Below are 23678 nucleotides of genomic sequence, written 5' to 3' on the forward strand. Positions count from 1 at the left end.
TCGTGCCACCCGACCCCCGCCGGACCCGCGCCGACGTCGCCGGCGAACCCCCGGCCGGGCGATCAGGCGGCGGTCGGCGACGCCGTGCCGACCCGGGGGTAGCCGGGGGCGTGCCGGGACCAGGGGGCCTGCATCTCGAACTGGCCGGCGACGCCGAGCAGCAGCAGCTCGGAGCCGGGCGGACCGACGAGCTGCACGGCGACCGGCAGGCCGTCCGGGCGGCGGCCGACCGGCACCACGATGGCCGGCAGGCCGGCGATGTTCCACGGCGCGGCGTACGGGGCGTACCGGATGTTGGCCTTCATGTTCGCCAGCCAGGACCGGCCGGACCAGCCGGCGGCCTCCGGCGGCGGGCCGGCCAGCGCCGGGGTGAGCAGCAGGTCCACCGAGTGGTCGGTGAAGAAGCCGATCGAGCGCTCCCGCCAGGCGGCCCGGTCGGCCTCGCGGACGTACCCCCGGCGCTGCGCCCACTCGCCGAGCGCGACGTGCCGGCGGCTGCGTGCTTGCAGGCCCTGGCGGGGCACCCCGGCGGCCCGTACGTCGGCGGCGGCCGCCGCGAACCAGGTGGCGATGCCCTGCAGGCCCAGCCGGGTCGGGTAGACCGGGTCGGCCGGTACGGTGTCGTGCCCGGCGGCGGCCAGCAGCCGGCCGGCGGCGGCCACCGCGTCCCGGTTGGGCGCGTCCGGCGTGACCCCGCGCACCGGGGAGCGCAGCGAGACCCCGACCCGCAGCCGGGGCGGCGGGACCAGCTTCTCCGGGCGGCGGCCGGCCAGCACCGAGAAGCCGACCACCGCGTCCGCGACGGTGCTGGTGAGCATGCCGTGCTCGGTGAGCCCGAACCAGTCCTCGGCGCCGAGCTGGCAGGGCACCACACCCCGGCCGGGCTTGAGCCCGACCAGGCCGCAGCAGGCCGCGGGGATGCGGATCGAGCCCAGGCCGTCGTTGCCGTGCGCCATCGGCACCAGGCCGGCGGCGACCGCGGCGGCCGCGCCACCCGAGGAGCCACCCGGGGTACGCGAGCGGTCCCACGGGTTGCGGGTCACCGCGGTCTCGTCGTCGGTGAGCGCCCAGAGGCCGAGTTCCGGCATCCGGGTCACCCCGAGGATCACCGCGCCCGCGCCGCGCAGCCGGCGAACCACCTCGTGGTCGGCCTCCGCCACGGCGGTACGCACGGCGGCCGACCCGTTCCAGGTGGGCAGGCCGGCGACGGGGGTGTTCTCCTTGACCGCGACCGGCACCCCGGCCAGCGGGAGGTTGGCCAGGTCCTCCTGCTCGTCGACCTTCTCCGCCTCGGTGATCGCCTCGCCGCCGCGTACCGTGCGGAACGCGGCCAGCTCGGCGTCGGCCCGGGCGAGGTGGTCCAGGTGGTCGGCGACGACCTGGGTGGCGGAGACGTCGCCGCGGCGTACGCCCCGGGCGATCTGTTTGGCGGTCGCCCCCACCCAGGTCGTCGGCATGATGTCCGGCACGGCCACCCTCCCCAAGCCAGCGGTCAGCCCAGCGCCTGCTCCAGATCGGCTAGCAGGTCGTCGACCGTCTCGATGCCGACAGACAGTCGCACGAGATCGCCGGGAACTTCAAGCGGCGAGCCGGCAGCGCTCGCGTGTGTCATCCGGCCCGGGTGCTCGATCAGGGACTCGACCCCGCCGAGGGACTCGGCGAGCACGAACAGCTTCGCCCGGTTGCAGATCTCCACGGCGTGCTCCTCGCCGCCCGCGGCGCGGAACGAGATCATGCCGCCGAATCGGCGCATCTGCTTGGCGGCCACCTCGTGGCCGGGGTGCGCCGGCAGGCCCGGGTAGATGACCTGACCGACCTTGGCGTGGCCGTCCAGGTAGGCCGCGATCCGCTCGGCGTTGTCGCAGTGCCGGTCCATCCGTACCCCGAGGGTCTTGATGCCCCGCAGGGTGAGCCAGGCGTCGAAGGGGCCGTTCACCGCGCCCATCGCGTTCTGGTGGTAGCGCAGCTCCTCGCCGAGCGTCCGGTCGGCGGCGACCAGCGCGCCACCGACCACGTCGGAGTGTCCGCCGATGTACTTGGTGGTGGAGTGCACCACCACGTCCGCGCCGAAGGCGATCGGCTGCTGCAGGTACGGCGAGGCGAACGTGTTGTCGACCACCAGCAGCGCGTCGGCGGAGTGCGCGACGGCGGCCAGCGCGGCGATGTCGGCGATGCCGAGCAGCGGGTTGGTCGGCGTCTCCACCCAGACGATCCTCGTGGCGCCGGGGCGGATGGCCGCCCGGACCGCGTCCGGGTCGGATACCTTCGCCGGGGTGTACTCCAGCCCCCACCGCTCGGCCACCTTCGCGAAGAGCCGGTACGTGCCGCCGTACGCGTCGTCGGGGATCACCACGTGGTCCCCCGGCTTGCAGACGGTACGCAGCAGGGCGTCCTCGGCGGCCAGGCCGCTGGCGAAGGCCAGGCCCACCGGCCCGCCCTCCAGCGCGGCCAGGCACTCCTGGAGCGCGTCCCGGGTCGGGTTGCCGGAGCGGCTGTACTCGTAGCCCTGCCGGGGCGCGCCGACGGCGTCCTGGGCGTACGTGCTGGTCTGGTAGATCGGCGGGATCACCGCGCCCGTGCGGGCCTCCGGGTCCTGGCCGGCGTGGATGGCGAGCGTCTCGAAGCCGTGGTTCATGACCGAGACGTTAGTCCGCCCGCCTGTCCCAGCGCGTGGAACCCGGGCGCGGGTCACTACCGCGAAGTCGTCCGACCGGTCGGCCATACTGGCTCGGTGACCTCGACCGAAGCCCTGCCGTCCCGCCTGCTCGGCGTGATCGACCGGATCCCGCCGTCGCTGGGGCTCCTGTCCGGGCCCGACCAGGGCCGGGTCAGCCTGCCGGTGCGCCTCGCCTGGTCCGGCCCGACCGAGTTCGACGTCAACGACCGTCGCCAGCGGCTCACCCTCTACTGCCTCCTGCTCGACTGCGGCCAGCGGGACGACATCGTCCGATACGTCAACGGGACCCTGCTCCGCCAGGACTGGCCACGGATCTGTCGGCTGACCGCGCGTCGGATCACCCGGCTCTGGGAGCGGAGGCTCCCAGAGCTCGCTGCGCACTGATGGACACGCTGCACCGCCGACTCCTCCAGGTCGGCTTCGCCGCCGGCGACGACCTAGGGCTGGTGCTCGCCGGCGGCTACGCCATGTGTGCCCACGAGCTGGTGAACCGCCCGTCCCAGGACATCGACTTCGCCACGGCCACCGCGTTGCCGCTGCCGGCCGTGGTGGCCCGCCTCAGCGAGGCCTATACGGCGGCCGGGTTCACCGCCAGGATCGTCGAGGTGACACCGCGGATGGCTCGCATCCTGATCTCGGACGGCACCGCGTCGTGCGAGGTCGACCTGCTCAAAGAAGCGATCGGTCCACCTGCCTGCTTGGCGGTCGGGCCGGTACTCGCCTTCGAGGACGCGGTCGGGCTCAAGATGCGCGCGTTGCACGACCGTGCCGCCCACCGGGACTACATCGACGTCCGGGCGGCGAACGAGCGGCTGAGCTGGAATGAGCTGGAGCGGCTGGGGGCGCGCCACACCGCCGGCTTCTCGCTGGAGGAGCTCGCCGACCGGCTGGGCGGCGTCGAGGAGCGGGAAGAACGCGCCTTTCTCTCCTACGGGCTCGACGGCACGCAGATCGACGAGCTGCGGGCCTGGGCGCTGCGCTGGGAGGCGGACATCCGGCGTCGGTTGGCAAACGGGGAGACCGGGCCGGCGGGGGTTTCCGACGACGGTTGGGACGCCTACCTCGACGAGCCCTGACCGGCCAGCGAGGACATCCCGCCCTGGTTCGGGTCCCCTGGTAGTCCCTGCCGCGCCAGATGAGCGGCGGGCCGCCAAGATCGGCGCGGGGACCGGCAAGTTCGTTAGACAGCGCCTAGCCTGGGCGGGTGGCTGGGTGCGTGTTCTGCGGGATCGTGGCGGGCGAGGTGCCGGCGTTCCGGGTTGCCGACGAGGCGGACGGGGTGGCTTTCCTGGACACCCGGCCGGTGTTCAAGGGACACGTGCTGGTGGTGCCGCGCACCCACCTGGTGACCCTGGCCGACCTGCCCGCCGACGCGCTGCCCGGCTACTTCCGGCTGGTGCAGCGGATCAGCGTGGCGGTGGAGACCGGGCTGGGGTCCGGCGGGACCTTCGTGGCGATGAACAACAAGGTGTCCCAGTCCGTGCCGCACCTGCACACCCACGTGGTGCCGCGCACGAAGGGCGACGGCCTGCGTGGCTTCTTCTGGCCCCGCACCCGCTACGCCGGTGACGACGAGGCCGAGGAGTACGCGGCCCGGGTGGCCGCCGCGCTCGGCGGACGCCGGGGCTGAGCGGGTAAGGAACCGGACGCCGGCGCTGTTGCACCCGGTGGGAAAGCCGAGAGAGGAGTCCCAACCGTGTTCCTTCGCCGCATGAAGGCCGAAATGATCTCTTCCGACCAGGCCCTGCCCGGTCGCCTGATCGCGATGCCGGTCGCCGACCGGCACGAGGTGCTGCCCGCCTCGCTGACGGGCCCCTTCCCGGCGGGCGCGCAGGTCGCCGTCTTCGGGATGGGCTGCTTCTGGGGCGCCGAGCGGCTCTTCTGGACCCTGCCGGGCGTGATCACCACGTCGGCCGGCTACGCCGGCGGCTACACGCCGAACCCGACGTACGAGGAGGTCTGTTCGGGGCTGACCGGGCACGCCGAGGTGGTCCAGGTGGTCTACGACCCCACGAAGATCGCCTACGAGGACCTGCTCAAGGTGTTCTGGGAGAACCACGACCCGACCCAGGGCCTGCGCCAGGGCAACGACGTCGGTTCGCAGTACCGCTCGGCGATCTACGCCAGCACCGACGAGCAGCTCGCCGTCGCGCAGGCGTCGCGGGACGCGTTCGCGCCGATCGTGGCGCGGGCCGGCAAGGGTGAGATCACCACGGAGATCGCTCCGCTGGGTGACTACTACCTGGCCGAGGACTACCACCAGCAGTATCTGGCCCCGACCAAGAACCCGAACGGCTACTGCAACCACGGCCCGAACGGGCTGAGCTGCCCGGTCGGGGTGGCCAGGACGGCCTGACCCGGCACCGCGCTGGCGCGGGTCTGCGGATCCGCGCCAGCGCTGACTTGGCGTGACCGGCCGCACTCCACGACCGTGGCAAACTCACCCCCGTGAGGATCAGTCAGGCGAGTGCGGACGACGTCGCAGGGCTGGCCCGGCTGTTGTGGCTCGACACGTTTCACGCGGAGCCGACCCAGCTCTCCGTGGCCGCGTTCACCGCGGAGCTCGCGCAGTGGTGGGCCGCCCACCAGGACTCGCATCTGGCGTTCGTCGCTCGACTCCACCGACCGGAGATCGTCGGCATGGCCTGGGTCGCGCTCGTCCCTCGCGTCCCGCGACCCGGAGCACCACGGCGGCTGTCAGCCGACATCCAGAGCGTCTTCGTCATGCCGGATCATCGCGGCCAAGGGATTGGCTCGGCGCTCGTGGAGGCTGCTTCAGCACATGCGGCACACCTCGGATCGCTCCGCGTGACGGTTCAATCCGGTCGCCGGGCAGTGCCGGTGTACGAACGGCTGGGCTTCGAGTCGTCCCGACAGCTCCTCCAGCGGTCGCCGGACTAGACACGGGCTGAGCTGCCCGGCCGGGCTGGCCCGTACCGCCGGCCGAGCGAGGGACGTCGAGTGCCCGGGTCTGCGGTGTTTGTCACACCGCGGGCCCGGCCCGATCCGGGCACCCGGCCCACCGGGTGCGGAAAGATCCGCGCAGGTCAGCGGGGCGTTCGGCGGGAGGCGGCATTGTAGCAACCGCCCGCCTCCGCCGGCATCAGCTCAACGGGCCAACTGACCCAGCCTCTGGCAGCATGGCCTGCCATGTGCGGACTTGCGGGAGAGTTCCGCCGTGACGGCTCACGCGCCGATGTCGGCGTGGTGGAGCGCATGGCGGCGACGATGGACGACCGAGGGCCCGACGACGGCGGGGCCTGGTCGCAGGGCCCGGTGGCCCTCGGCCACCGTCGCCTGAAGATCATCGACCTGTCGGCGGCCAGCGGCCAGCCACTGGTCGACCCGGCCGCCGGCCTCACCGGCGTCTTCAACGGCTGCATCTACAACTACCGGGAGCTGCGCGAGGAACTGCGGGCCAGGGGCCACCGCTTCTTCTCCTCCGGCGACAGCGAGGTGGTGCTCAAGGCGTACGCCGAGTGGGGGCTGGACTTCGTCGACCACCTGGTCGGCATGTTCGCCGTGGCGATCAGCGAGCGGGACACCGGCCGCCTGGTGCTGGCCCGGGACCGCCTCGGCATCAAGCCGCTCTACCTGGCCGAGACGCCCGGCACGGTCCGCTTCGCCTCGACCCTGCCGGCCCTGCTGGCCGGCGGCGGGATCGACACCAGCATCGACCCGGTGGCGCTCGCCCACTACCTGAGCTTCCACAGCATCGTGCCGCCGCCCCGCACCATCCTGCGCGGCGTGGCCAAGCTGCCGCCGGCCACGATCCGGGTGTACGAGCCGGACGGCGGCACCCACGAGCGGGTCTACTGGGATCCGGCGTTCAGCCGGGCCGCCGAGCGGGCCGACTGGTCCGCGCGGGACTGGCAGGACGCGCTGCTGGACTCGCTGACCACCGCGGTACGCCGCCGGATGGTGGCCGACGTACCGGTCGGCGTGCTGCTCTCCGGCGGGCTCGACTCGAGCCTGGTGGTCGCGCTGCTCGCCGGGGAGGGCCAGTCCGGGCTGGCCACCTTCTCGATCGGCTTCGACGCGGTCGGCGGCCGGGCGGGCGACGAGTTCGTCTACTCCGACCTGGTGGCGAAGACGTTCAGCACCGACCACCACCAGATCCGGGTGCCCACCGGCGACCTGCTGCCGCCGCTGGAGGCCGCCGTCGCGGCCATGAGCGAGCCCATGGTCAGCCACGACTGCGTCGCGTTCTGGCTGCTCAGCCAGGAGGTCGCGCGGCACGTCAGGGTGGTCCAGTCGGGCCAGGGCGCGGACGAGATCCTGGGCGGCTACCACTGGTACCCGCCGCTCGCCGGCGTCGACCGGGAGCGGGCGCTCGAGACGTACGCGAAGGCCTTCTTCGACCGCGACGCGGCCGGACTGGCCCGGGTGCTCAACCCGGCGTGGCTGGCCGACGGCGACCCGGCCCGCGAGTACGTCGCCGCGCACCTGGCCCGGCCCGGCGCGCAGACCGCGGTCGACGCCGGCCTGCGGATCGACACCCAGGTCATGCTCACCGACGACCCGGTGAAGCGGGTCGACAACATGACGATGGCGCACGGGCTGGAGGCCCGGGTGCCGTTCCTCGACCACGAGTTCGTCGAACTGGCCGCGAGCTGCCCGCCGGAGCTGAAGCTGGCCCAGGGCGGCAAGGGCGTACTCAAGGAGATCGGCCGGCGGCTCCTGCCGCACGAGGTGATCGACCGGCCGAAGGGCTACTTCCCGGTGCCGGGCCTCACCCACCTGGAGGACAAGCTCCTCGACCGGGTACGCGACGCCCTGACCGCGCCCGAGGCCCGCCGGCGCGACCTGTTCCGCGCCGACTACGTCGACGCGCTGCTCGCCGACCCGAACGCCGAACTGACCCCGTTGAACGGAAACAAGCTGTGGCAACTGGGACTCCTGGAAATGTGGCTCCAGAGCCACGGAATCGACTGACCGTGACCGACATCCTCGCCACCGGGACGGCGCGCACCGACCGGGAACGGGTGCTGGGCCGGCACCGGGAACGCACCGGCCCCGGCGGTGACCCGGTCGCACCGGGCGCGCCGGAGCCGCGTCGACCCGCGGGCTCCCCGGGCGTGGTGCTGGACTGCGGCTGGGGCCGGTTGGTCTTCGGGCAGACGTTCCACGACCAGGTGCACGTGGCCGACGTGCTGCGCTCCGAGGCGGTCGGCGCCCGCGACATCTGCATCTACCTGCGCGACCCGCACGTGCTGGTGTCCCGGCTGCCGGACGAGCTGTTCATCGACCCGTCGCTGACCTACCGGCTGCCGCTGGGCGGGCAGCGACCCGCCGCCACCGAGGGCGGCGAGGTTCCCGGGTTGACCGTCCGGCCGCTGCGCGACGCCGACGACGCGGACGCGGTGAACCGGATCTACGCGCGCAACGGCATGGTCACCGCCCCGGTCGACGTGCTCGTCGACAACGCCCGTACCGACCGGTTCCTGCACCTGGTGGCCGAGGACGCCACCGGTGAGGTGGTCGGCACCATCACCGGCGTCGACCACGTGGCGGTCTTCGCCGACCCGGAGAACGGCGCCAGCCTGTGGTGCCTCACCGTGGACTTCAACACCGCGCCGCCGGGCACCGGCCAGGCCCTGCTGACCGCGCTGGCCGACCGGCTCGACGCTCGGGGCCGGGCGTACGTGGACCTGTCCGTGCTGGCGGAGAACTCCGGCGCGATCCGGCTCTACGAGCGGCTGGGCTTCCACCGCACCGCAACGCTCTGCGTGAAGCGGAAGAACCCGATCAACGAGCGGCTCTTCCTGCCCGCCGCCCCCGAGGGGTACGACCAGCTCAACCCGTACGCGAAGATCATCGCCGACGAGGCGATGCGGCGCGGCATCCGGGTGGAGGTCACCGACCCGCGCTGGGGCGAGCTGCGGCTCAGCAACGGCGGGCGGACCGTGCACACCCGCGAGTCGCTGTCGGAGCTGACCTCGGCGGTGGCGATGAGCCGCTGCGACGACAAGCGGGTCACCCGGCGGATCCTCGCCGAGGCGGGGCTGCGCGTGCCCCGGGGCCGGACCGCCACCGGCGACGCCGACGACCTGGCGTTCCTCACGGAGGTCGGCCCGGTGGTGGTCAAGCCGGCCCAGGGCGAGCAGGGCAACGGCATCACCGTCGGGGTCCGTACCCCGCAGGCGCTGACCGCCGCCATCGAGCTGGCCCGCCGGTTCTGCCCGGACGTGCTGATCGAGGAGTTGCGCACGGGCGAGGACCTGCGGGTGGTGGTGATCGACCACGAGGTGGTCGCCGCCGCGGTCCGCCGCCCGGCGCAGATCACCGGGGACGGGGTGCACGACATCACCGAGCTGATCGAGCGGCAGAGCCGGCGGCGCGCCGCCGCGACGGGGGGCGAGTCGACGATCCCGGTCGACGAGCTGACCCGCGAGGTGGTCGCCGACGCGGGCCACCGGATGGACGACGTGCTGCCCGAGGGCATGGTGCTGGCCGTACGCCGGACCGCCAACCTGCACACCGGCGGGACCATCCACGACGTCACCGCCGAGCTGCACCCGGTGATCGCCGAGGCGTGCGTGGCGGCCAGCCGGGCGCTGGACATCCCGGTCACCGGGCTGGACCTGCTGGTCCCCGCCCCGGACCGGCCCGAGCACGTGTTCATCGAGGCGAACGAGCGGCCCGGCCTGGCCAACCACGAGCCGCAGCCGACCGCCGAGCGCTTCGTCGACCTGCTCTTCCCCGGCACCCGGGCACCGCGACGCCTCTGGTCCCCGGCCGGTACGGGAGGCGCCGGGTGAGCCCGGAACCGTTGGAGATCGACCTCGACTACCTGCGCCAGGTGCTGGTGGAGCTGCTGGAGATCTCCAGCCCGTCGGGGCGTACCGACCACGTCCAGCAGTACGTGGGGGAACGCCTCTCGGCGCTCGGGATCGGCTCGACACTGACCCGGCGTGGGGCGCTCAGCGCCTGCCTGCCGGGCCCGCGGGAGACCGGCGCCGACCGCGCGATCGTGGTGCACACCGACACCATCGGGGGCATGGTCAAGCGGCTCAAGGAGAACGGCCGGCTGGAACTGAAGCCGATCGGCACGCACAGTGCCCGGTTCGCCGAGGGCGCCCACGTGCGGATCTTCACCGACGACCTGGACCGGGTGGTAACCGGCCAGGTCCTGCCGCTCAAGGCCAGCGGCCATCGCTACAACGAGGACGTCGACCTGCAGGGCGTCGGCTGGGAGCTGGTCGAGGTACGGGTCGACGAACCGGTGGACGACATCGCCGGCCTCCGCGCGCTCGGCATCGACGCCGGCGATTTCGTCGCGCTCCTGGCCACCCCGACGATCACTCCGAGCGGGTACGTGAAATCGCGGCACCTGGACGACAAGGCCGGGGTCGCCGCCGTGCTGACCGCGTTCAAGGCCATGATCGACGCGGGCGTCACGCCGGCGGTCACCGCCCACCTGCTGGTCACCGTCACCGAGGAACTCGGGCACGGGGCCAGCCACGGCCTCGACCCGGACGTGGCCGAGATCGTCTCGGTCGACGCGGCGGTGGTCGCCCCGGGCCAGCAGTCCCGGGAGAACGCCGCCACCCTGGCCATGGGCGACGGCGTCGGCCCGTTCGACTACCACCTGACCCGCAACCTGGCGTCGATCGCCCGCGCGCACGGCGTCGACCTGGTCCGGGACGTCTTCGACTACTACCGCTCGGACGTGGCCGCCGCCGTGGAGGCGGGCGCGCACGCCCGGGTGGCGCTGGTCGGCTTCGGGGTGGACGCCACCCACGGGCACGAGCGCACCCACCTCGACGGGCTGCGGCATCTCACCCAGTTGCTCTGCCTCTACCTCCAGAGCCCGCTGGTCTTCCCCGAGTGGGACGCCGAGCCGGCGGGCGACCTGGCCGACTTCCCGTCCCTGGCCGTCCAGCCGGCCTCCGACGACGGCCCGCGCGAGGGCCCGATCGGCCTCGACTGAGCGGGCAGAAGCAGCCGCCGGCATAGTGCGCCAAGACGGCAGCCGGCCGGCAGGGTGCACCGAGACGGCCCGCCGGCTGACCGGCGTGAGAGCGGTGCCGGCGGCGCCTGTGATCCAAATCCGTTGCCGGGCAGCCCGGGAAGTGGATAGCGTGGCGGTACACGGGAAAGGAGGTGGTCCAGACTTGTATAGCAATCGGACTCGTGAGGTGGCTGTCCGCTAGCCGCTGTCCTCGACAGTGAAATCTCGCCCGCCGCGAGGCGGGCATCTGCAGGATCGTCGAGACCGTGTGGCAGCGGTGCGGCGAAACCACGACAGCCACCCGACCCCCGGGGTGCCGGCCCAGTCCAGCCGGCCCGCGCGCGAGCGCGGAAGCCCCGGGGGTCGACCCTTTCCTGGGAGATTCCGTGTCGATGCGCGAGCTGGTGGTGCTCGGTACCGCCAGCCAGGCTCCCACCCGGCAGCGCAACCACAACGGCTACCTGCTGCGCTGGGACGACGAGGTGCTGCTCTTCGACCCCGGCGAGGGCAGCCAGCGGCAGATGCTGCACACCGGGATCTCCGCCACCGACCTGACCCGGATCTGCGTCACCCACTTCCACGGCGACCACTGCCTGGGGCTGCCCGGCGTGATCCAGCGGCTCTCCCTGGACCGGGTGCCGCACCCGGTGGCCGTGCACTTCCCGGCCGGGGGCGCCGACTACTTCGCCCGGCTGCGTCACGCGGCCAGCTTCTACGAGACCGCCGAGCTGGCCGTCGAGCCGATCGACGCCGACGGGCAGCAAATTTCCCTGGCCATCGGCACGCTGGAGGCCCGCCGGCTGCGCCACCCGATCGAGACGTACGGGTACCGGCTGACCGAGCCGGACGGCTGCCGGGTGCTGCCGGAGAAGCTGTCCGCGTACGGGATCGCCGGGCCGGCCGTCGGCGCGCTGCTCCGCGACGGCCACCTGGACCTGGACGGGCGCCGCGTCACCCGGGACGAGGTGAGCGTGCCCCGACCGGGCCAGCGGTTCGCCTTCGTGATGGACACCGGGCTCTGCGACGGGGTGTGGGCACTGGCGGAACACGTCGACCTGCTGGTCATCGAGTCGACCTTCCTGGAGTCGGAGGCCGCCCTCGCCGCCGAGGTCGGCCACCTCACCGCGGCCCAGGCCGCGCGGGTGGCGGCCGAATCGGGGGTACGCACCCTGGTGCTGACCCACTTCTCGCAGCGGTACACCGATCCGCGCCGGTTCGCCGACGAGGCCCGGGCGCACTTCACCGGCGAGCTGGTGATCGCGGCGGACCTGATGACGGTGCCGGTGCCGCCCCGACGGGTAGCCTCGTCCGGGTGACCGTCTCGTTACGCCCCGCCACCGACGCCGACCTGATGCCGGTCGGCGCCCTGCACCAGGTATCCCGGGTGGCGGCGTACTCGCCGTTCCTGCCCGCGGACGCGCTGGCCGCGCCCACGCCCGAGGAGATGGGCCGGTACTGGGCGGAGCGGTGGACCTGGGAGCGGACCGACCACCGGATGACCGTGGCCGAGCGGGACGGCGCGCTGGTCGGCTTCAGCTACCTCGGCCCGGACGACGCGGACGACCCGGCCACCGGCCTGCTGAACGCGATCCACCTGGCGCCCGAGGAGCGGGGCCGGGGCACCGGCCGGGCCCTGATGATCGACGCGCTCGACGCGATGCGGGCCCGCGGCTGGTCCCGGGCCGTCCTCTGGGTGCTGCGCGACAACACGGCCGCCCGGCGGTTCTATGAGCGCGGCGGCTGGACCGCCACCGGGGAGGAACGCAGCGACCGGATCGGTCCCGCCGTCGTCGCCCAACTTCGCTACACCCGCCCCCTCTGAGCAGGGCCCGGACTGACGCCGGGCGTCAGGAGGGGCCCCTCCCCTACGCCGCGGGCGTGGGAAAGGGGCCCCTCCTGATCACTCAGCGGGCGCCGAGGTGGGCGAGCAGGTCCTGCCGGGTCAGCACGCCCTTCGGCTTGCCGTCGACCAGCACCAGGGCGGCGTCGGCCTTCTCCAGCAGGGTGACCGCCTCGCTGACCGGCTGGCCGCCGCCGATCATCGGCAGCGGATCGGCCATGTGCCGCTCGATCGTGTCGTGCAGGTGCGCCTGGCCGGTGAAGAGCGCGTCGAGCAGGTCCTTCTCGGCGATCGAGCCGGCCACCTCGCCGGTCACCACCGGCGGCTCGGCCTTGAGCACCGGCAGCTGGGAGACGCCGTATTCGCGCATGTAGTCGATCGCGTCGCGGACCGTCTCGGTGGGGTGCACGTGCACCAGTTCGGGCAGGCCACCGGGCTTGCCGCCGAGCGCGTCGGCCACCGTCGGCTCGGCGCCGGAGTTGTCCAGGAAGCCGTACCGGGCCATCCAGGAGTCGTTGAAGATCTTCGACAGGTAGCCCTTGCCGCTGTCCGGCAGCAGCACCACGATCACGTCGTCCGGGCCGGCCTTGCGGGCCACCTCCAGGGCGGCCACCACGGCCATCCCGCAGGAGCCGCCGACCAGCAGCCCCTCCTCGCGGGCCAACCGCCGGGTCATCTCGAACGACTCCTTGTCCGACACCTCGACGATCTCGTCGGCCACGGTGCGGTCGTAGGTCTCCGGCCAGAAGTCCTCGCCCACGCCCTCGACGAGGTACGGCCGGCCGGTGCCACCGGAGTAGACCGAGCCCTCCGGGTCGGCACCGACGATCTTGACCCGGCCCGCCGAGGCCTCCTTGAGGTAGCGACCGATGCCGGAGATGGTGCCGCCGGTGCCGACGCCCGCGACGAAGTGGGTGAGCGCGCCCTCGGTCTGCTTCCAGAGCTCCGGGCCGGTGGTCTCGTAGTGCGAGCGCGGGTTGGCCGGGTTGCTGTACTGGTTGGGCTTCCAGGCGCCGGGGATCTCGCGGGCCAGCCGGTCGGAGACGTTGTAGTAGGAGCGGGGGTCCTCCGGGGCGACCGCGGTCGGGCAGACCACCACCTCGGCGCCGTACGCGCGCAGCACGTCCTGCTTGTCCTGGCTGACCTTGTCCGGGCAGACGAACACGCACTTGTAGCCCTTGAGCTGGGCCACCAGGGCCAGGCCCACGCCGGTGTTGCCGCTGGTCGGCTCGACGATCGTGCCGCCCGGCTTGAGGATCCCGGCCCGCTCGGCGTCCTCGACCATGCGCAGCGCGATCCGGTCCTTCACCGAGCCGCCCGGGTTCAGGTACTCCACCTTCGCCAGCACGGTCGCCTGGATGCCCTCGGTGACGTTGCGCAGGCGGACCAGCGGGGTGTTGCCGATCAGCTCGACCACGTTGTCGTAGTACTGCACGTCGTTGTGCCCTTCGTCGCGCCGCCGTCGTGGGGCGGCCGGTAAGTCGTCAGTTCGTCGCCCAGGGTACGTGCCGTCAGGGCACCAGATGCCCGGGGATGACCGACCTGCGACGCGCCTCCCACTCCAGGAACCGCTCGGTCTCGGCGAGCACGCTGCCGGCCAGCCAGGTGACCATCACCGCGTCGTCGGCCAGCCCGAAGATCGCCAGCGGGATCTCCGGCAGCAGGTCGATCGGGGACACGATGTACGCGGTGGCCGCGGTCATCAGGGCCAACCGCAGGCCGCCGTCGTACTCCCCCTTCGCGGTGGCCCGGATCATCCGCGGCAGCGCCGCCAGCCGGGCGCCCACCGACGGCCCGCCCCGGGCCCCGGACGCCAGCGCCCGGGCCAGTGCGGCGAACGCCGCGCTCCGCTTCAACGTCTTGCCCATGTCGTCGCCCCTCTCCGCTCGACCAAGGGTGCGGCCCCGGCGCAAGTCCGGCGTCCGCTGCCGAACAGGTACCCGGAACGGTGGTCGCCCAGCCTCCTGATCACCGGACGGCGGGTGTCGGGGTGGCGCGATAATGTCGGTGCATGGGGGACGTCGGTTCCGTCGCGCGGGTCGACTGGCCGCGCGCCCGCCGGATCGCCCGGCTGGCGGCGATCGGCACGGGCGCCACGGTGGCGGCCACCGTGGCGACGGGTGGGGTGCTGCTCGGCCAGGCCCGGCAGGCCCGGCGCACCATTCCGATGGCCGAGGCGCCCCCGCCGCGCTGCGACGGGGTCTACGGCGCGAAGCTTCCCGGTCCACCGGTCACCATGGTCATCCTCGGCGACTCCTCGGCCGCCGGCTACGGCGTGCACCGTCGCCGGGAGACCCCCGGCGCGCTGCTGGCGACCGGGCTGTCCCGGCGGCTGCACCGGCCGGTCCGGCTCTGCCGTTTCGCCGTGGTGGGTGCGCTGTCGGCCGGGCTCAAGCCGCAGGTCGAGTCGGCCCTGGAGGTCGAGCCGGACATCGCCGTCGTGCTGGTCGGGGGCAACGACGTCACCAACCGCACCCCGCCCTCGGTGGCGGTGCGCTATCTGGTCGACGCGGTCCACGCCCTGCGCGCCGCGGGCTGCGAGGTGGTCGTCGGCACCTGCCCCGACCTCGGCGCGATCCGCCCGATCCAGCCGCCGCTGCGCTGGCTGGCCCGCCGGTGGAGCCGGCAGCTCGCCGCCGCGCAGACGGTGGCGGTGGTCGAGGCGGGCGGCTGGACGGTCTCCCTCGGCGACCTGCTCGGTCCCCGCTTCGCGGCCGAGCCGGCCCGGATGTTCGCCTGGGACCGGTTCCACCCCTCGGCCGAGGGGTACGCGGTCGCCGCGGCGGCGCTGCTGCCCACCGTGCTCTCCGCGCTCGGCGCCGGCCAGGAGCGGCGCTCCTGGCTCGCGGGCCGGGAGGGCGTACGGTCGCTCCCGGAGGCGGCCCAGGAAGCGGCCCGGCACGCCGGCACGGAGGTCAGCGCCACCCAGGTCCGGGGTCGCGACCGGGGTCCCGGCGGGCGCTGGGCGCAGCTTCGGCGGCGGGCCTTCTTCGGGGTCGGCGCGGCGGCGCAGTCCGGCGCCGCCGAGTCTCCGACCCTGGAAGGGCTGGCATGAGCGGGCCCAGCAGGGGCATCATCAGCAGGCACAACGTGGGTCACGCTCACGTCTGCCCCGCCAGTGAGACGCGGCGGCGAGCAACCGGCGCCACCCGGGCCGGCCGCACCGCCGCCACCAGGGAGGTGTCGTCATGACCGAGCGTAACGAGCTCGTGGCTCGGCTGGGTCGGGCCGCCGCCCTGTCCCTGTTCGCCGGGACGGTCGGTGGCGCGGCCGTTCTCGCCGGCCAGGCCATCGCCGCCCGCAACCGGCAGTACGCCCAGCCCGAGTTGGGCCTCGCCCTGCGCGCCACGGTGGGCCGGGCCGGCGCCCCGCCGCTGCGGCTGGTGCTGCTCGGCGACTCCTCGGCGCTCGGCGTCGGGGTGGAGCACTTCGAGGAGACGATCGGCGGGCAACTCGCGCACCTGCTCGCCGAGGGGCCGGCCGGCCGCCTGGTGCACCTGTCCAGCGTGGGCGTCTCGGGTTCCCGCTCGACGGATCTGGCCACCCAGGTGGCCCGGGCGCTGCTCGGCGAGCGCCCCGACGTGGCGGTCATCCTGGTCGGGGCGAACGACGCCACCGCGCTGGCCCGGCCCGGCGACGCGGCGGCGTACCTGGGCTCCGCGGTGCGCCGGCTGCGCGAGGCGCACGTCGAGGTCGTCGTCGGCACCTGCCCGGACCTGGGCGCGGTACGCGCGGTCGACGCGCCACTGCGCCAGGTGCTCGCCTGGTCCGGCCGGCGGATCGCCCGGGCGCAGACGTCGGCCGTGCTGAACGCCGGGGGTGGCGTGGTCGACCTGGCCACCGAGACCGGCCCGGTGTTCCGGGCCGATGCCGGCACGCTCTGCCACGACGGCTACCACCCCTCCGCCGACGGCTACCGGGTGTGGGCGCACGCCCTGCTCCCGGCCGTGGAGGCGGCGGCCACGGTCGCCACCCGGCACCACTGACCGCGCCCGGCGGGGTGACATTTCCCGCCCGGCCGGCAGCTTCCGCCTCAAGTTACCCGCGGGTTAACGTTGGTTCATGCCGATTGAGTCGCCCCGCGACGCCGTCATCGTCGCCACCGCCCGGTCCCCCATCGGCCGGGCGTTCAAGGGTTCCCTGCGGGACGTCCGCCCGGACGACCTCGCCGCCACCATCGTCCAGGCCGCGCTCGACAAGGTGCCCGCGCTCGACCCCACCACGATCGACGACCTCTACCTGGGCTGCGGCCTGCCCGGCGGTGAGCAGGGCTTCAACATGGCCCGGGTGGTCGCCACGCTGCTCGGCCTGGACGGGCTGCCCGGCGCCACGCTGACCCGCTACTGCGCCTCGTCGCTGCAGACCACCCGGATGGCGATGCACGCGATCCGGGCCGGCGAGGGCGACGTGTTCATCTCCGCCGGCGTCGAGACCGTCTCCCGGTACGCGCGCGGCAACTCGGACACCCTGCCGCCGGAGGCGCAGGCGCTGGTCGGCGGCGGCTGGGAGAACCCGCGCTTCGCCGAGGCCCGCCGCCGCTCCGAGGCCCGCGCCCAGGCCGGCGCCGAGGTGTGGACCGACCCGCGCGAGGCCGGCCAACTCCCCGACATCTACCTGGCCATGGGGCAGACCGCGGAGAACCTGGCCCAGGTGTACGACGTCACCCGCGCGGACATGGACGCGTTCGGGGTACGCAGCCAGAACCTCGCCGAGAAGGCGATCGCCGACGGCTTCTGGGCCCGCGAGATCACCCCGGTCACCACGCCGGACGGCACCGTGGTCAGCACCGACGACGGCCCGCGCCCGGGGGTGACCCTGGAGGGGGTGGCCGGCCTGAAGCCGGTGTTCCGCCCGGACGGCCGGATCACCGCCGGCAACTGCTGCCCGCTCAACGACGGCGCCGCCGCCGTGGTGATCATGAGTGCCGGGCGGGCGTCCGAGCTGGGGCTCACCCCGCTGGCCCGGATCGTCTCCACCGGCGTCACCGCGCTCTCCCCCGAGATCATGGGCCTGGGCCCGGTCGAGGCGTCGAAGCAGGCGCTCAAGCGGGCCGGCATGACCATCGACGACGTCGACCTGGTCGAGATCAACGAGGCGTTCGCCGCCCAGGTGATCCCGTCGTACCGGCAGCTGGGCATCCCCGAGGAGAAGCTGAACGTGATGGGCGGCGCGATCGCCGTCGGCCACCCGTTCGGCATGACCGGCGCCCGGATCACCGGCACCCTGCTCAACGCCCTGGAGTGGCACGACAAGACCATCGGTCTGGAGACCATGTGCGTCGGCGGCGGCCAGGGCATGGCCATGGTGCTCGAACGACTGAACTGAGCAACCGGTTCGGCCGGAAGCCGGCCGGGTACGGGAGGCGCCATGGCGACCGTGGTGGAACGCGAGCGCAAGTACTCCGGTGACGAGGGCTTCCGGCTGCCCGACCTGGCCGGGTGCGGTGGCGTCGAGACGGTGTCCGACGCCACCACCCTCGATTTGGACGCGGTCTACTGGGACACCGCCGACCTGCGGCTGGCCCGCAGCGCCTTCGCGCTGCGGCGGCGTACCGGTGGGCACGACGCGGGCTGGCACCTCAAGGTGGGCGCGGCGGGCGGCGCCCGCACCGAGCACCAGTTCCCGGCCGGGCCGGACGACCAGGAGCCGCCGGCCGAACTGGCCGCGCTCTACCGGGCCGCGGCCCGGGGCGCGGCCGTCGCCCCGGCCGCCCGGGTCCGCACCCGACGCCGGGAACGCCGCCTGCTCGACCGGGACGGGCGGACGCTGGCGGAGGTCGCCGAGGACAGCGTCGAGTCGGAGGACCTGGTCAGCGGGGTCCGGCAGGCGTGGCACGAGGTCGAGGTCGAGCTGGTCGAGGGCGACGAGGCGCTGCTCGACGCCGTGGCGGACCGGCTCCGGGGGGCCGGCGCGCGCCCGGTGCCGGTCTCCAAGTCACACCGCGCGCTGGGCGACCGGCTCGCCGCCATCCGGCCGGCGGCACCGGACCCGGCGGTGGCGCCGGTCCTCGACTACCTGACCGCCCAGCGCGACGCGCTGATCGGCAACCATCCGGCAGCGCTCGGCGGCGACGAGGACGCCGTGCACGACATGCGGGTCGCCACCCGGCGGCTCCGCTCCACCCTGCGGACCTTCCGGGGCCTGTGGGACCGGCGGGAGAGCGCGGCGCTGCGGGCCGAGCTGCGCTGGCTGGGCGGCCACCTCGGCGCGGTCCGGGACACCCAGGTGCTGGCCGCCCGGCTCGCCGACGCGGTCCACGCGGAACCGGACGAGCTGGTGCTCGGCCCGGTCGCGGCACGGATCGCCGAGCGGTTCGCCGCCGACCTGGCCAGCGCCCTCGACGAGCTGCGCGCGGCGCTCGGCACCGACCGGTACCCGGCCCTGCTGGCCCGGCTGGACGCGCTGGTCGAGGGGCCGACCGCCCGGCCGGTGGACGAGCGCTGGGTGACCCGCCGGGTACGCCGGGCGGTGACCCGGGCCGACCGGCGCCTGGACCGGGCGTTGACCGGCGCGGGCGGGCCGGCCCGCGACGTGGCGCTGCACGAGGCGCGCAGGGCCACCAAGGCGGCCCGTTACGCGGTGGAGGTACGCGCGCCGGCCGGTGGGAAGCCCGCCGGCAAGCTGGTGACCCGGCTCAAGGACCTGCAGGACGTGCTCGGCGCGCGCCAGGACTCGGTGGTGACCAGGGAGACGCTGCGCCGGCAGGCGCTGCGGGCGTACGCCGCGGGCGAGAACACCTTCACCTACGGGATCCTGCACGCCCGGCAGGCCGGGGTGGCCGAGCGGGACCTGCCGGTGCTGCTCCGGGCGCGGGACCGGGCCCGGAAACGGAAGGTCCGGCGCTGGCTGAAGCGGTGAGGCGGTCAGAGCGCGACGCGGGTCGCCGCCACCGCCGCCGTGGCCTCGGCCAGCACCGGCTCGGGGGCGCCGGCCGCGACCAGGTCGGCGGCGACCACCCGGAGCTGGTCGGGCAGGACCAGGTCGCTGCCGAGCCGGGGTACCTCCCGGCGCGGCTCGCCCGCCGCGTCGGCCGCCAGGTTGGCGAGCTCCTGCACCAGCTTGTGCACCAGGTCGCCCCGGGCCACGTTGCCCCCGGCGGCCGGTGCCGACCAGCGCGGCTGCTCCCAGTGCCCGACCTGACGGACCAGCAGTCCCACCACCCGGTCCAGTTCCGCTGCGCTCATCGCGGCCGAGTCTACGACGGCTCCGGGTCGCCGGGCGGCGTCGGACGCGCCGCGTACGGTCACCGCCGCAGGTAGCTGAGCAGGCGGAGGATCTGCCAGTACAGGAAGATCAGCCCGACCAGCAGCCCGAACGCGCAGTACCAGGCGTACCGGCGGGGCAGCCCGGCCCGGGTGGAACGCTCGACCAGGTCGAAGTCGAGGATGAAGCTGAGCGCCCCGGCGATGATCGCCACCCCGGAGAAGAGGTACGGCAGCCAGCCGACCCGGGCGGTGAGGCTGTACACCTCCAGCCCTTGCCGCCCGGTGAGCAGGTAGGTCACCAGGTTGACCAGGCCGACGGCGACGATCCCGATCAGCGCGCCGAGGACGAGCCGGGCCAGCCGGGGGGTGGCCCGGATGACCCGGGCCCGGTAGAGCAGCGCCATGCCGAGGAAGACCCCGAAGGTGCCGATCACCGCCTGCGCCACGATCCCCGGGTAGACCAGTTCGAAGGCCCGGCTCGCCACGCCCAGCAGCAGCCCCTGGAGCACCGCGTACCCGACGATCAGCGGCGGGTTGGTGACCTGCTTCAGCGAGATGAACAGCACCAGCGCGAGGCTGGCCAGGGCGGTGCCGGCCAGCGCCGCCGAGATCCAGGCCGCCGGCGGAACGAGCACCCAGGCGACCGCCGCGGTGCCGCCGGTGATCAGCAGCAGGCCGACGGTGCGGCTCACCACGTCGGCGACGCTCATCGTCTCGGCGGCCCCGACCCCGAGGACCTGGCGTTCGGCCCGGCCGACGTCGTCCAGCCGGTCCAGGACCGGGTTGGCACTGCGCACCGTGACCTCCTTGCCGCCGTACCCCGGCTCCCACTCTGCCCCGGGCGGCCCGGTGGCGGCGGGAAAACGACGACGCCCGCCGGCCGCGGTGGCGGCGGGCGGGCGTCGGGCGGCGGGCGGGACGGTCAGTCGTCGCCCTGGAGGTAGCTGAGCAGGCGCAGCACCTCCAGGTAGAGCCAGATCAGGCCGACCACGATGCCGAACGCGGCGGTCCAGGAGTAGCGCTGCGGGAGCCCCATCCGGACGCCGTCCTCGATGTTGGCGAAGTCGAGCACGAAGCTCAGCGAGGCCACCACGATGCAGACCAGGCTGAAGCCGATGGCCAGCGGGCTGCCGTCGCGCAGGTGGGTGTTGACGCCGAAGAGGGCGAGCACCAGGTTGATCAGCATGACCGCGAAGAGGCCACCCATCATGGCAATCATGATCTTGGCGAACTTCGGGGTGGCCCGGATGACGCGCGACTTGTAGAGCATCGCCATCAGGAAGAAGACACCGAAGGTCGCCACCACGGCCTGGAGCACGATGCCCTCGTAGAGGGTGTTGAACGTCTTGCTCACCGCGCCGAGGAAGACGCCCTCGACGACCGAGTAGGCGATGACCAGCGCCGGGTTGGCCATCCGGGAGAACGAGATGATCAGGCCGAGCACCAGACCGACGACGGCGCCGCCGATCCACGCCAGGCCGAGCAGTTCGTCCGGCAGGACGGCCCAGGTCGCGGCCGCCACGACGCCCAGGATCCCGAGCAGGGTGACCGTCTTGACGACCACGTCGTCCAGGGTCATCGGGGTCACGGTGGGCGGGGCCGCCGGGTAGCCGTAGCCGGTCGGGTACGGCTGCTGCGGGTATCCGGGCTGAGCGTACGGCCCGGGCTGGGCGTACCCGGCCGCCCGCTCGCGGCCGGCCGCCTGGCCGAGCCGGGAGAGCACCGGGTTCGAGGTCTTCACTTTCTCAGGCCTCCCTCAGGGGGTCGATGCACGTGAACGTGCAACCTCCAGGGTAAACGGGACCCGCTCACCGCGGCAGGCGGCAAGCTGTGGGAAAGCTGAGAGTCTGTGCCCGGGGCGGGGGTCGAACCCGCACGCCTTGCGGCAGCCGCTTTTAAGGCGGCCGTGTCTGCCGTTCCACCACCCGGGCGGGTGACACCGGTACGCCGACACACCTCGGCGCAGGTCTCACCGTAGCCGTTGCCGGGGGACCCGGCGTACCCCGCAGGTTCGCGCCGTTATGGTCGAGGCCGTGACCAGCGCCGCCGCCACGGTCCCCGGGCCGGACCCCGACCAGGCCGTCCTCGGCCGACCGGTGGTCCGCCCGAGCCGCCGGGCCCGCCTGCTGGCCACCATCGCCCGCCACCGGGCGGGCCTCCTCGCCGGCCTGCTCTTCGCCCTGCTGGCCGGCTGGCTCACCCACGGGTTGTGGCCCGCCCCCGGCCAGCGGGTGCTCGCGCTGAACCCGGCGGACCAGACCCTCTACGAGTGGTTCCTGGCCGTCGACTCGCGCGCCCTGCTCGGCGACTTCCACCTGCTCACCGACCGGCTCAACGCGCCGGACGGGGTCAATCTGCTGGCCAACACCACGGTGATCGCGCTGGGGGTGCTGTTCGCCCCGGTCACCCTGGCCTTCGGGGCACCGGTCAGCTTCGCCCTGCTGACCGCCGGCAACCTGGCCGGCACGGCACTCGCCTGGTACCTGTTGTTCAGCCGGACGTTGCGGGTCCGCCGGCTCGCCGCCGGGCTCGGCGCGGCACTCTGCGGCTTCGGCCCCGGCATGGTCTCGCAGAGCAACGCCCACCTGCACATGACCGCCCAGTGGCTGATCCCGGTCATCGTCTGGCTGGTGGTCCGGCTGCGCCGGGCCGCAGACCCCGCCGGCCGCCCCGGCGGCCCGGACCGCCGCCGGCTGGCCACCTCGGCGGTCGGGCTGGCCGCGGCGGTCACCGCCCAGGTCTTCATCGGCGAGGAGGTGCTCTTCCTCACCGCGGTCACCCTGCTGATCATGACCGTCGCGTACGGCCTGGCCGACCGGGCGCTGCTGCGCCGGGCCCTGTCCACCTTCGCCGGCGGGCTGCTGACCGCGGCCGGGCTGGCGCTGCTGGTGCTGGCGTACCCGCTCTGGCACCAGTTCGCCGGACCGCAGGGCGTGGCGGAGGGGATGTTCAGCCCGTACTACTTCTCCGCCGACCTGAGCGGCTGGTCGACGCTCTCCCCGCTCTCGGTGCTGGGCAGCGACGCCGCCGCCCGGCTGAGCACCGGCCCGGCCGAGTTCACCACCTTCCTCGGCTGGCCGCTGCTGCTGGTCACCAGCGGCTGCGCGGCCTGGCTGGGCCGCCGCCCGCTGGTGACCGCCTGCGTCGCCGGGGCGCTGGCGATGGCGCTGCTGTCACTCGGCCCCGAGGTGGTCGTCTCCGGCGAACGGACCGGGCTCCCCGGGCCGTACGCCCTGCTGGCCGGGCTGCCGGTGGTGGACGGCGCGCTGCCGATGCGGTTCGCCCTGGCGGTTCCCCCGCTGGCCGGCACGGTGCTCGCCCTGGCCCTGCACCGGGCGCTCGGGGAACCCGGGCGGGCCCGGCGGCTCGTCCCGCTGGGCGTGGGCGCCGCGCTGCTCACCGTTTTCCCCGCCCCGCTGCCCAGCGCCGACCGGCCGGCGCTGCCCGAGTTCGTCGCGGCCGGCCACTGGCGGCAGTGCGTACGCCCCGGCGGGGTGCTGGTCCCGGTGCCGACGGCCACCCCGAACGACCCGTGGCCGATGCGCTGGGCCACCGCCGCCGACGCGGCCTTCGGCATGCCGGAGGGCTTCTTCATCGGCCCGTACGGTCGGGGCGGCTCGGCGGCCATGGGCACCTACCAGCGGCCCACCTCGGCGCTGCTGGCCGACGTGGCCCGGCGCGGCGTGCCACCGGCGATCGGCGACGAGCAGCGCCGGCAGGCCGACCGGGACATCCGGTTCTGGCGCGCCTCCTGCGTGGCGGTCACCGACGACGCGCCGCACGCGGCGACCCTGCGCGGCACCCTCGAACAGCTCTTCGGCCCCGGCACCCGGGTCGCCGACGCCTGGACCTGGCGGTTCTGACCGCGGGTCGGAGGTACGCGAAAGGGCCCCTCCCGAGACGAGACGGATGCTGTTGGTTAATTCGGGTTCTGCTGCTTCGCCCCGTCGGATCTATCCGGCGGGGCGAAGTTGTGCGAAGTGGCTGATGCGGGTGGCGGCT

General features: G+C 73.9%; 22 protein-coding genes and 1 tRNA gene. 15 read left to right on the top strand and 8 right to left on the bottom strand.

Annotation, left to right across the window (positions count from 1 at the left end; translation table 11 throughout):
* Window positions 1–62: 62 nt before the first annotated feature.
* Both AB0I11_RS09135 and AB0I11_RS09140 read right to left on the bottom strand, forming a co-directional pair.
* Entirely contained in the window at window positions 63–1475 is a 1413-nt protein-coding gene (locus AB0I11_RS09135; RefSeq protein ID WP_357315817.1) for an amidase family protein, read from the bottom strand.
* A gap of 17 nt (window positions 1476–1492) precedes the next feature.
* Window positions 1493–2635: a cystathionine gamma-synthase gene (locus AB0I11_RS09140; RefSeq protein WP_357315820.1), complete on the bottom strand. Its 1143-nt coding sequence runs from the start codon at window positions 2633–2635 to the stop codon at window positions 1493–1495.
* A 96-nt stretch (window positions 2636–2731) separates the two neighbouring features.
* Here AB0I11_RS09140 and AB0I11_RS09145 point away from each other — a divergent pair, with 96 nt between their 5' ends.
* From AB0I11_RS09145 to AB0I11_RS09190, 10 genes are all read left to right on the top strand, one after another.
* Entirely contained in the window at window positions 2732–3061 is a 330-nt protein-coding gene (locus AB0I11_RS09145; RefSeq protein WP_357315823.1) for a hypothetical protein, read from the top strand.
* Window positions 3061–3753, top strand: coding sequence for a nucleotidyl transferase AbiEii/AbiGii toxin family protein (locus tag AB0I11_RS09150; RefSeq protein WP_357315826.1), 693 nt, complete (start codon window positions 3061–3063; stop codon window positions 3751–3753). The genes AB0I11_RS09145 and AB0I11_RS09150 overlap by 1 nt, the downstream gene beginning before the upstream one ends.
* 128 nt (window positions 3754–3881) lie before the next feature.
* Window positions 3882–4307: an HIT family protein gene (locus AB0I11_RS09155; RefSeq protein WP_357315829.1), complete on the top strand. Its 426-nt coding sequence runs from the start codon at window positions 3882–3884 to the stop codon at window positions 4305–4307.
* A gap of 66 nt (window positions 4308–4373) precedes the next feature.
* Complete coding sequence (gene msrA, locus AB0I11_RS09160; protein ID WP_357315832.1) at window positions 4374–5033, top strand: peptide-methionine (S)-S-oxide reductase MsrA; 660 nt, start codon at window positions 4374–4376, stop codon at window positions 5031–5033.
* A gap of 92 nt (window positions 5034–5125) precedes the next feature.
* Window positions 5126–5578, top strand: a complete 453-nt coding sequence (locus AB0I11_RS09165) for a GNAT family N-acetyltransferase (RefSeq protein ID WP_357315835.1) — start codon at window positions 5126–5128, stop codon at window positions 5576–5578.
* A gap of 249 nt (window positions 5579–5827) precedes the next feature.
* Window positions 5828–7612, top strand: a complete 1785-nt coding sequence (locus AB0I11_RS09170; RefSeq protein WP_357315838.1) for an N-acetylglutaminylglutamine amidotransferase — start codon at window positions 5828–5830, stop codon at window positions 7610–7612.
* A 2-nt stretch (window positions 7613–7614) separates the two neighbouring features.
* Window positions 7615–9438: an N-acetylglutaminylglutamine synthetase gene (ngg, locus tag AB0I11_RS09175; RefSeq protein ID WP_357315841.1), complete on the top strand. Its 1824-nt coding sequence runs from the start codon at window positions 7615–7617 to the stop codon at window positions 9436–9438.
* Window positions 9435–10610, top strand: a complete 1176-nt coding sequence (locus tag AB0I11_RS09180) for an osmoprotectant NAGGN system M42 family peptidase (protein WP_357315844.1) — start codon at window positions 9435–9437, stop codon at window positions 10608–10610. The genes ngg and AB0I11_RS09180 overlap by 4 nt, the downstream gene beginning before the upstream one ends.
* A 407-nt stretch (window positions 10611–11017) precedes the next feature.
* Window positions 11018–11947: a ribonuclease Z gene (locus AB0I11_RS09185; protein WP_357315847.1), complete on the top strand. Its 930-nt coding sequence runs from the start codon at window positions 11018–11020 to the stop codon at window positions 11945–11947.
* Window positions 11944–12453 (top strand): GNAT family N-acetyltransferase, encoded by a 510-nt coding sequence (locus AB0I11_RS09190; RefSeq protein WP_357315851.1) that lies wholly within the window; start codon window positions 11944–11946, stop codon window positions 12451–12453. The genes AB0I11_RS09185 and AB0I11_RS09190 overlap by 4 nt, the downstream gene beginning before the upstream one ends.
* Window positions 12454–12535: 82 nt before the next feature.
* Here the strand turns inward: AB0I11_RS09190 and AB0I11_RS09195 are convergent, their stop codons facing one another.
* Window positions 12536–13906: a cystathionine beta-synthase gene (locus tag AB0I11_RS09195; RefSeq protein ID WP_357315854.1), complete on the bottom strand. Its 1371-nt coding sequence runs from the start codon at window positions 13904–13906 to the stop codon at window positions 12536–12538.
* Between the two features lie 76 nt (window positions 13907–13982).
* Entirely contained in the window at window positions 13983–14339 is a 357-nt protein-coding gene (locus tag AB0I11_RS09200) for a YkvA family protein (RefSeq protein ID WP_046562568.1), read from the bottom strand.
* Between the two features lie 143 nt (window positions 14340–14482).
* On the opposite strand from AB0I11_RS09200, the gene AB0I11_RS09205 reads away from it, so the two are divergent.
* The 4 genes from AB0I11_RS09205 to AB0I11_RS09220 all read left to right on the top strand — a co-directional run bounded on the left by AB0I11_RS09205 (window position 14483) and on the right by AB0I11_RS09220 (window position 19329).
* Window positions 14483–15526 carry an SGNH/GDSL hydrolase family protein gene (locus tag AB0I11_RS09205; protein ID WP_357315858.1) on the top strand — a complete coding sequence of 348 codons (1044 nt, stop codon included), beginning with the start codon at window positions 14483–14485 and terminating at the stop codon, window positions 15524–15526.
* Window positions 15527–15659: 133 nt separating this feature from the next.
* The gene (locus AB0I11_RS09210; protein WP_357315861.1) at window positions 15660–16457 is read left to right on the top strand and encodes an SGNH/GDSL hydrolase family protein; all 798 of its coding nucleotides are present in this window, start codon (window positions 15660–15662) and stop codon (window positions 16455–16457) included.
* A gap of 76 nt (window positions 16458–16533) precedes the next feature.
* On the top strand, window positions 16534–17796 hold the full coding sequence (locus AB0I11_RS09215) for an acetyl-CoA C-acetyltransferase (protein ID WP_357315864.1): 1263 nt from the start codon (window positions 16534–16536) through the stop codon (window positions 17794–17796).
* 42 nt (window positions 17797–17838) lie between these two features.
* A complete protein-coding gene (locus tag AB0I11_RS09220) occupies window positions 17839–19329 on the top strand; it encodes a CYTH and CHAD domain-containing protein (RefSeq protein ID WP_357315867.1) in 1491 nt (496 codons plus the stop codon).
* A gap of 5 nt (window positions 19330–19334) precedes the next feature.
* Here AB0I11_RS09220 and AB0I11_RS09225 read toward each other — a convergent pair whose 3' ends face one another.
* The 4 genes from AB0I11_RS09225 to AB0I11_RS09240 all read right to left on the bottom strand — a co-directional run bounded on the left by AB0I11_RS09225 (window position 19335) and on the right by AB0I11_RS09240 (window position 21607).
* Window positions 19335–19655 carry a hypothetical protein gene (locus AB0I11_RS09225; RefSeq protein ID WP_357315870.1) on the bottom strand — a complete coding sequence of 107 codons (321 nt, stop codon included), beginning with the start codon at window positions 19653–19655 and terminating at the stop codon, window positions 19335–19337.
* A gap of 59 nt (window positions 19656–19714) precedes the next feature.
* Window positions 19715–20473 carry a Bax inhibitor-1/YccA family protein gene (locus tag AB0I11_RS09230; RefSeq protein WP_357315873.1) on the bottom strand — a complete coding sequence of 253 codons (759 nt, stop codon included), beginning with the start codon at window positions 20471–20473 and terminating at the stop codon, window positions 19715–19717.
* Window positions 20474–20598: 125 nt separating this feature from the next.
* Window positions 20599–21417, bottom strand: a complete 819-nt coding sequence (locus AB0I11_RS09235) for a Bax inhibitor-1/YccA family protein (RefSeq protein WP_357315876.1) — start codon at window positions 21415–21417, stop codon at window positions 20599–20601.
* A gap of 109 nt (window positions 21418–21526) precedes the next feature.
* Window positions 21527–21607: transfer RNA gene (locus AB0I11_RS09240), tRNA-Leu, on the bottom strand.
* 102 nt (window positions 21608–21709) lie between these two features.
* Here AB0I11_RS09240 and AB0I11_RS09245 point away from each other — a divergent pair.
* Window positions 21710–23539: a hypothetical protein gene (locus tag AB0I11_RS09245; protein WP_357315879.1), complete on the top strand. Its 1830-nt coding sequence runs from the start codon at window positions 21710–21712 to the stop codon at window positions 23537–23539.
* Window positions 23540–23678 lie beyond the last annotated feature (139 nt).

It is taken from the genome of Micromonospora sp. NPDC050495 (assembly GCF_040655175.1).
Classification (GTDB): Bacteria; Actinomycetota; Actinomycetes; order Mycobacteriales; family Micromonosporaceae; genus Micromonospora.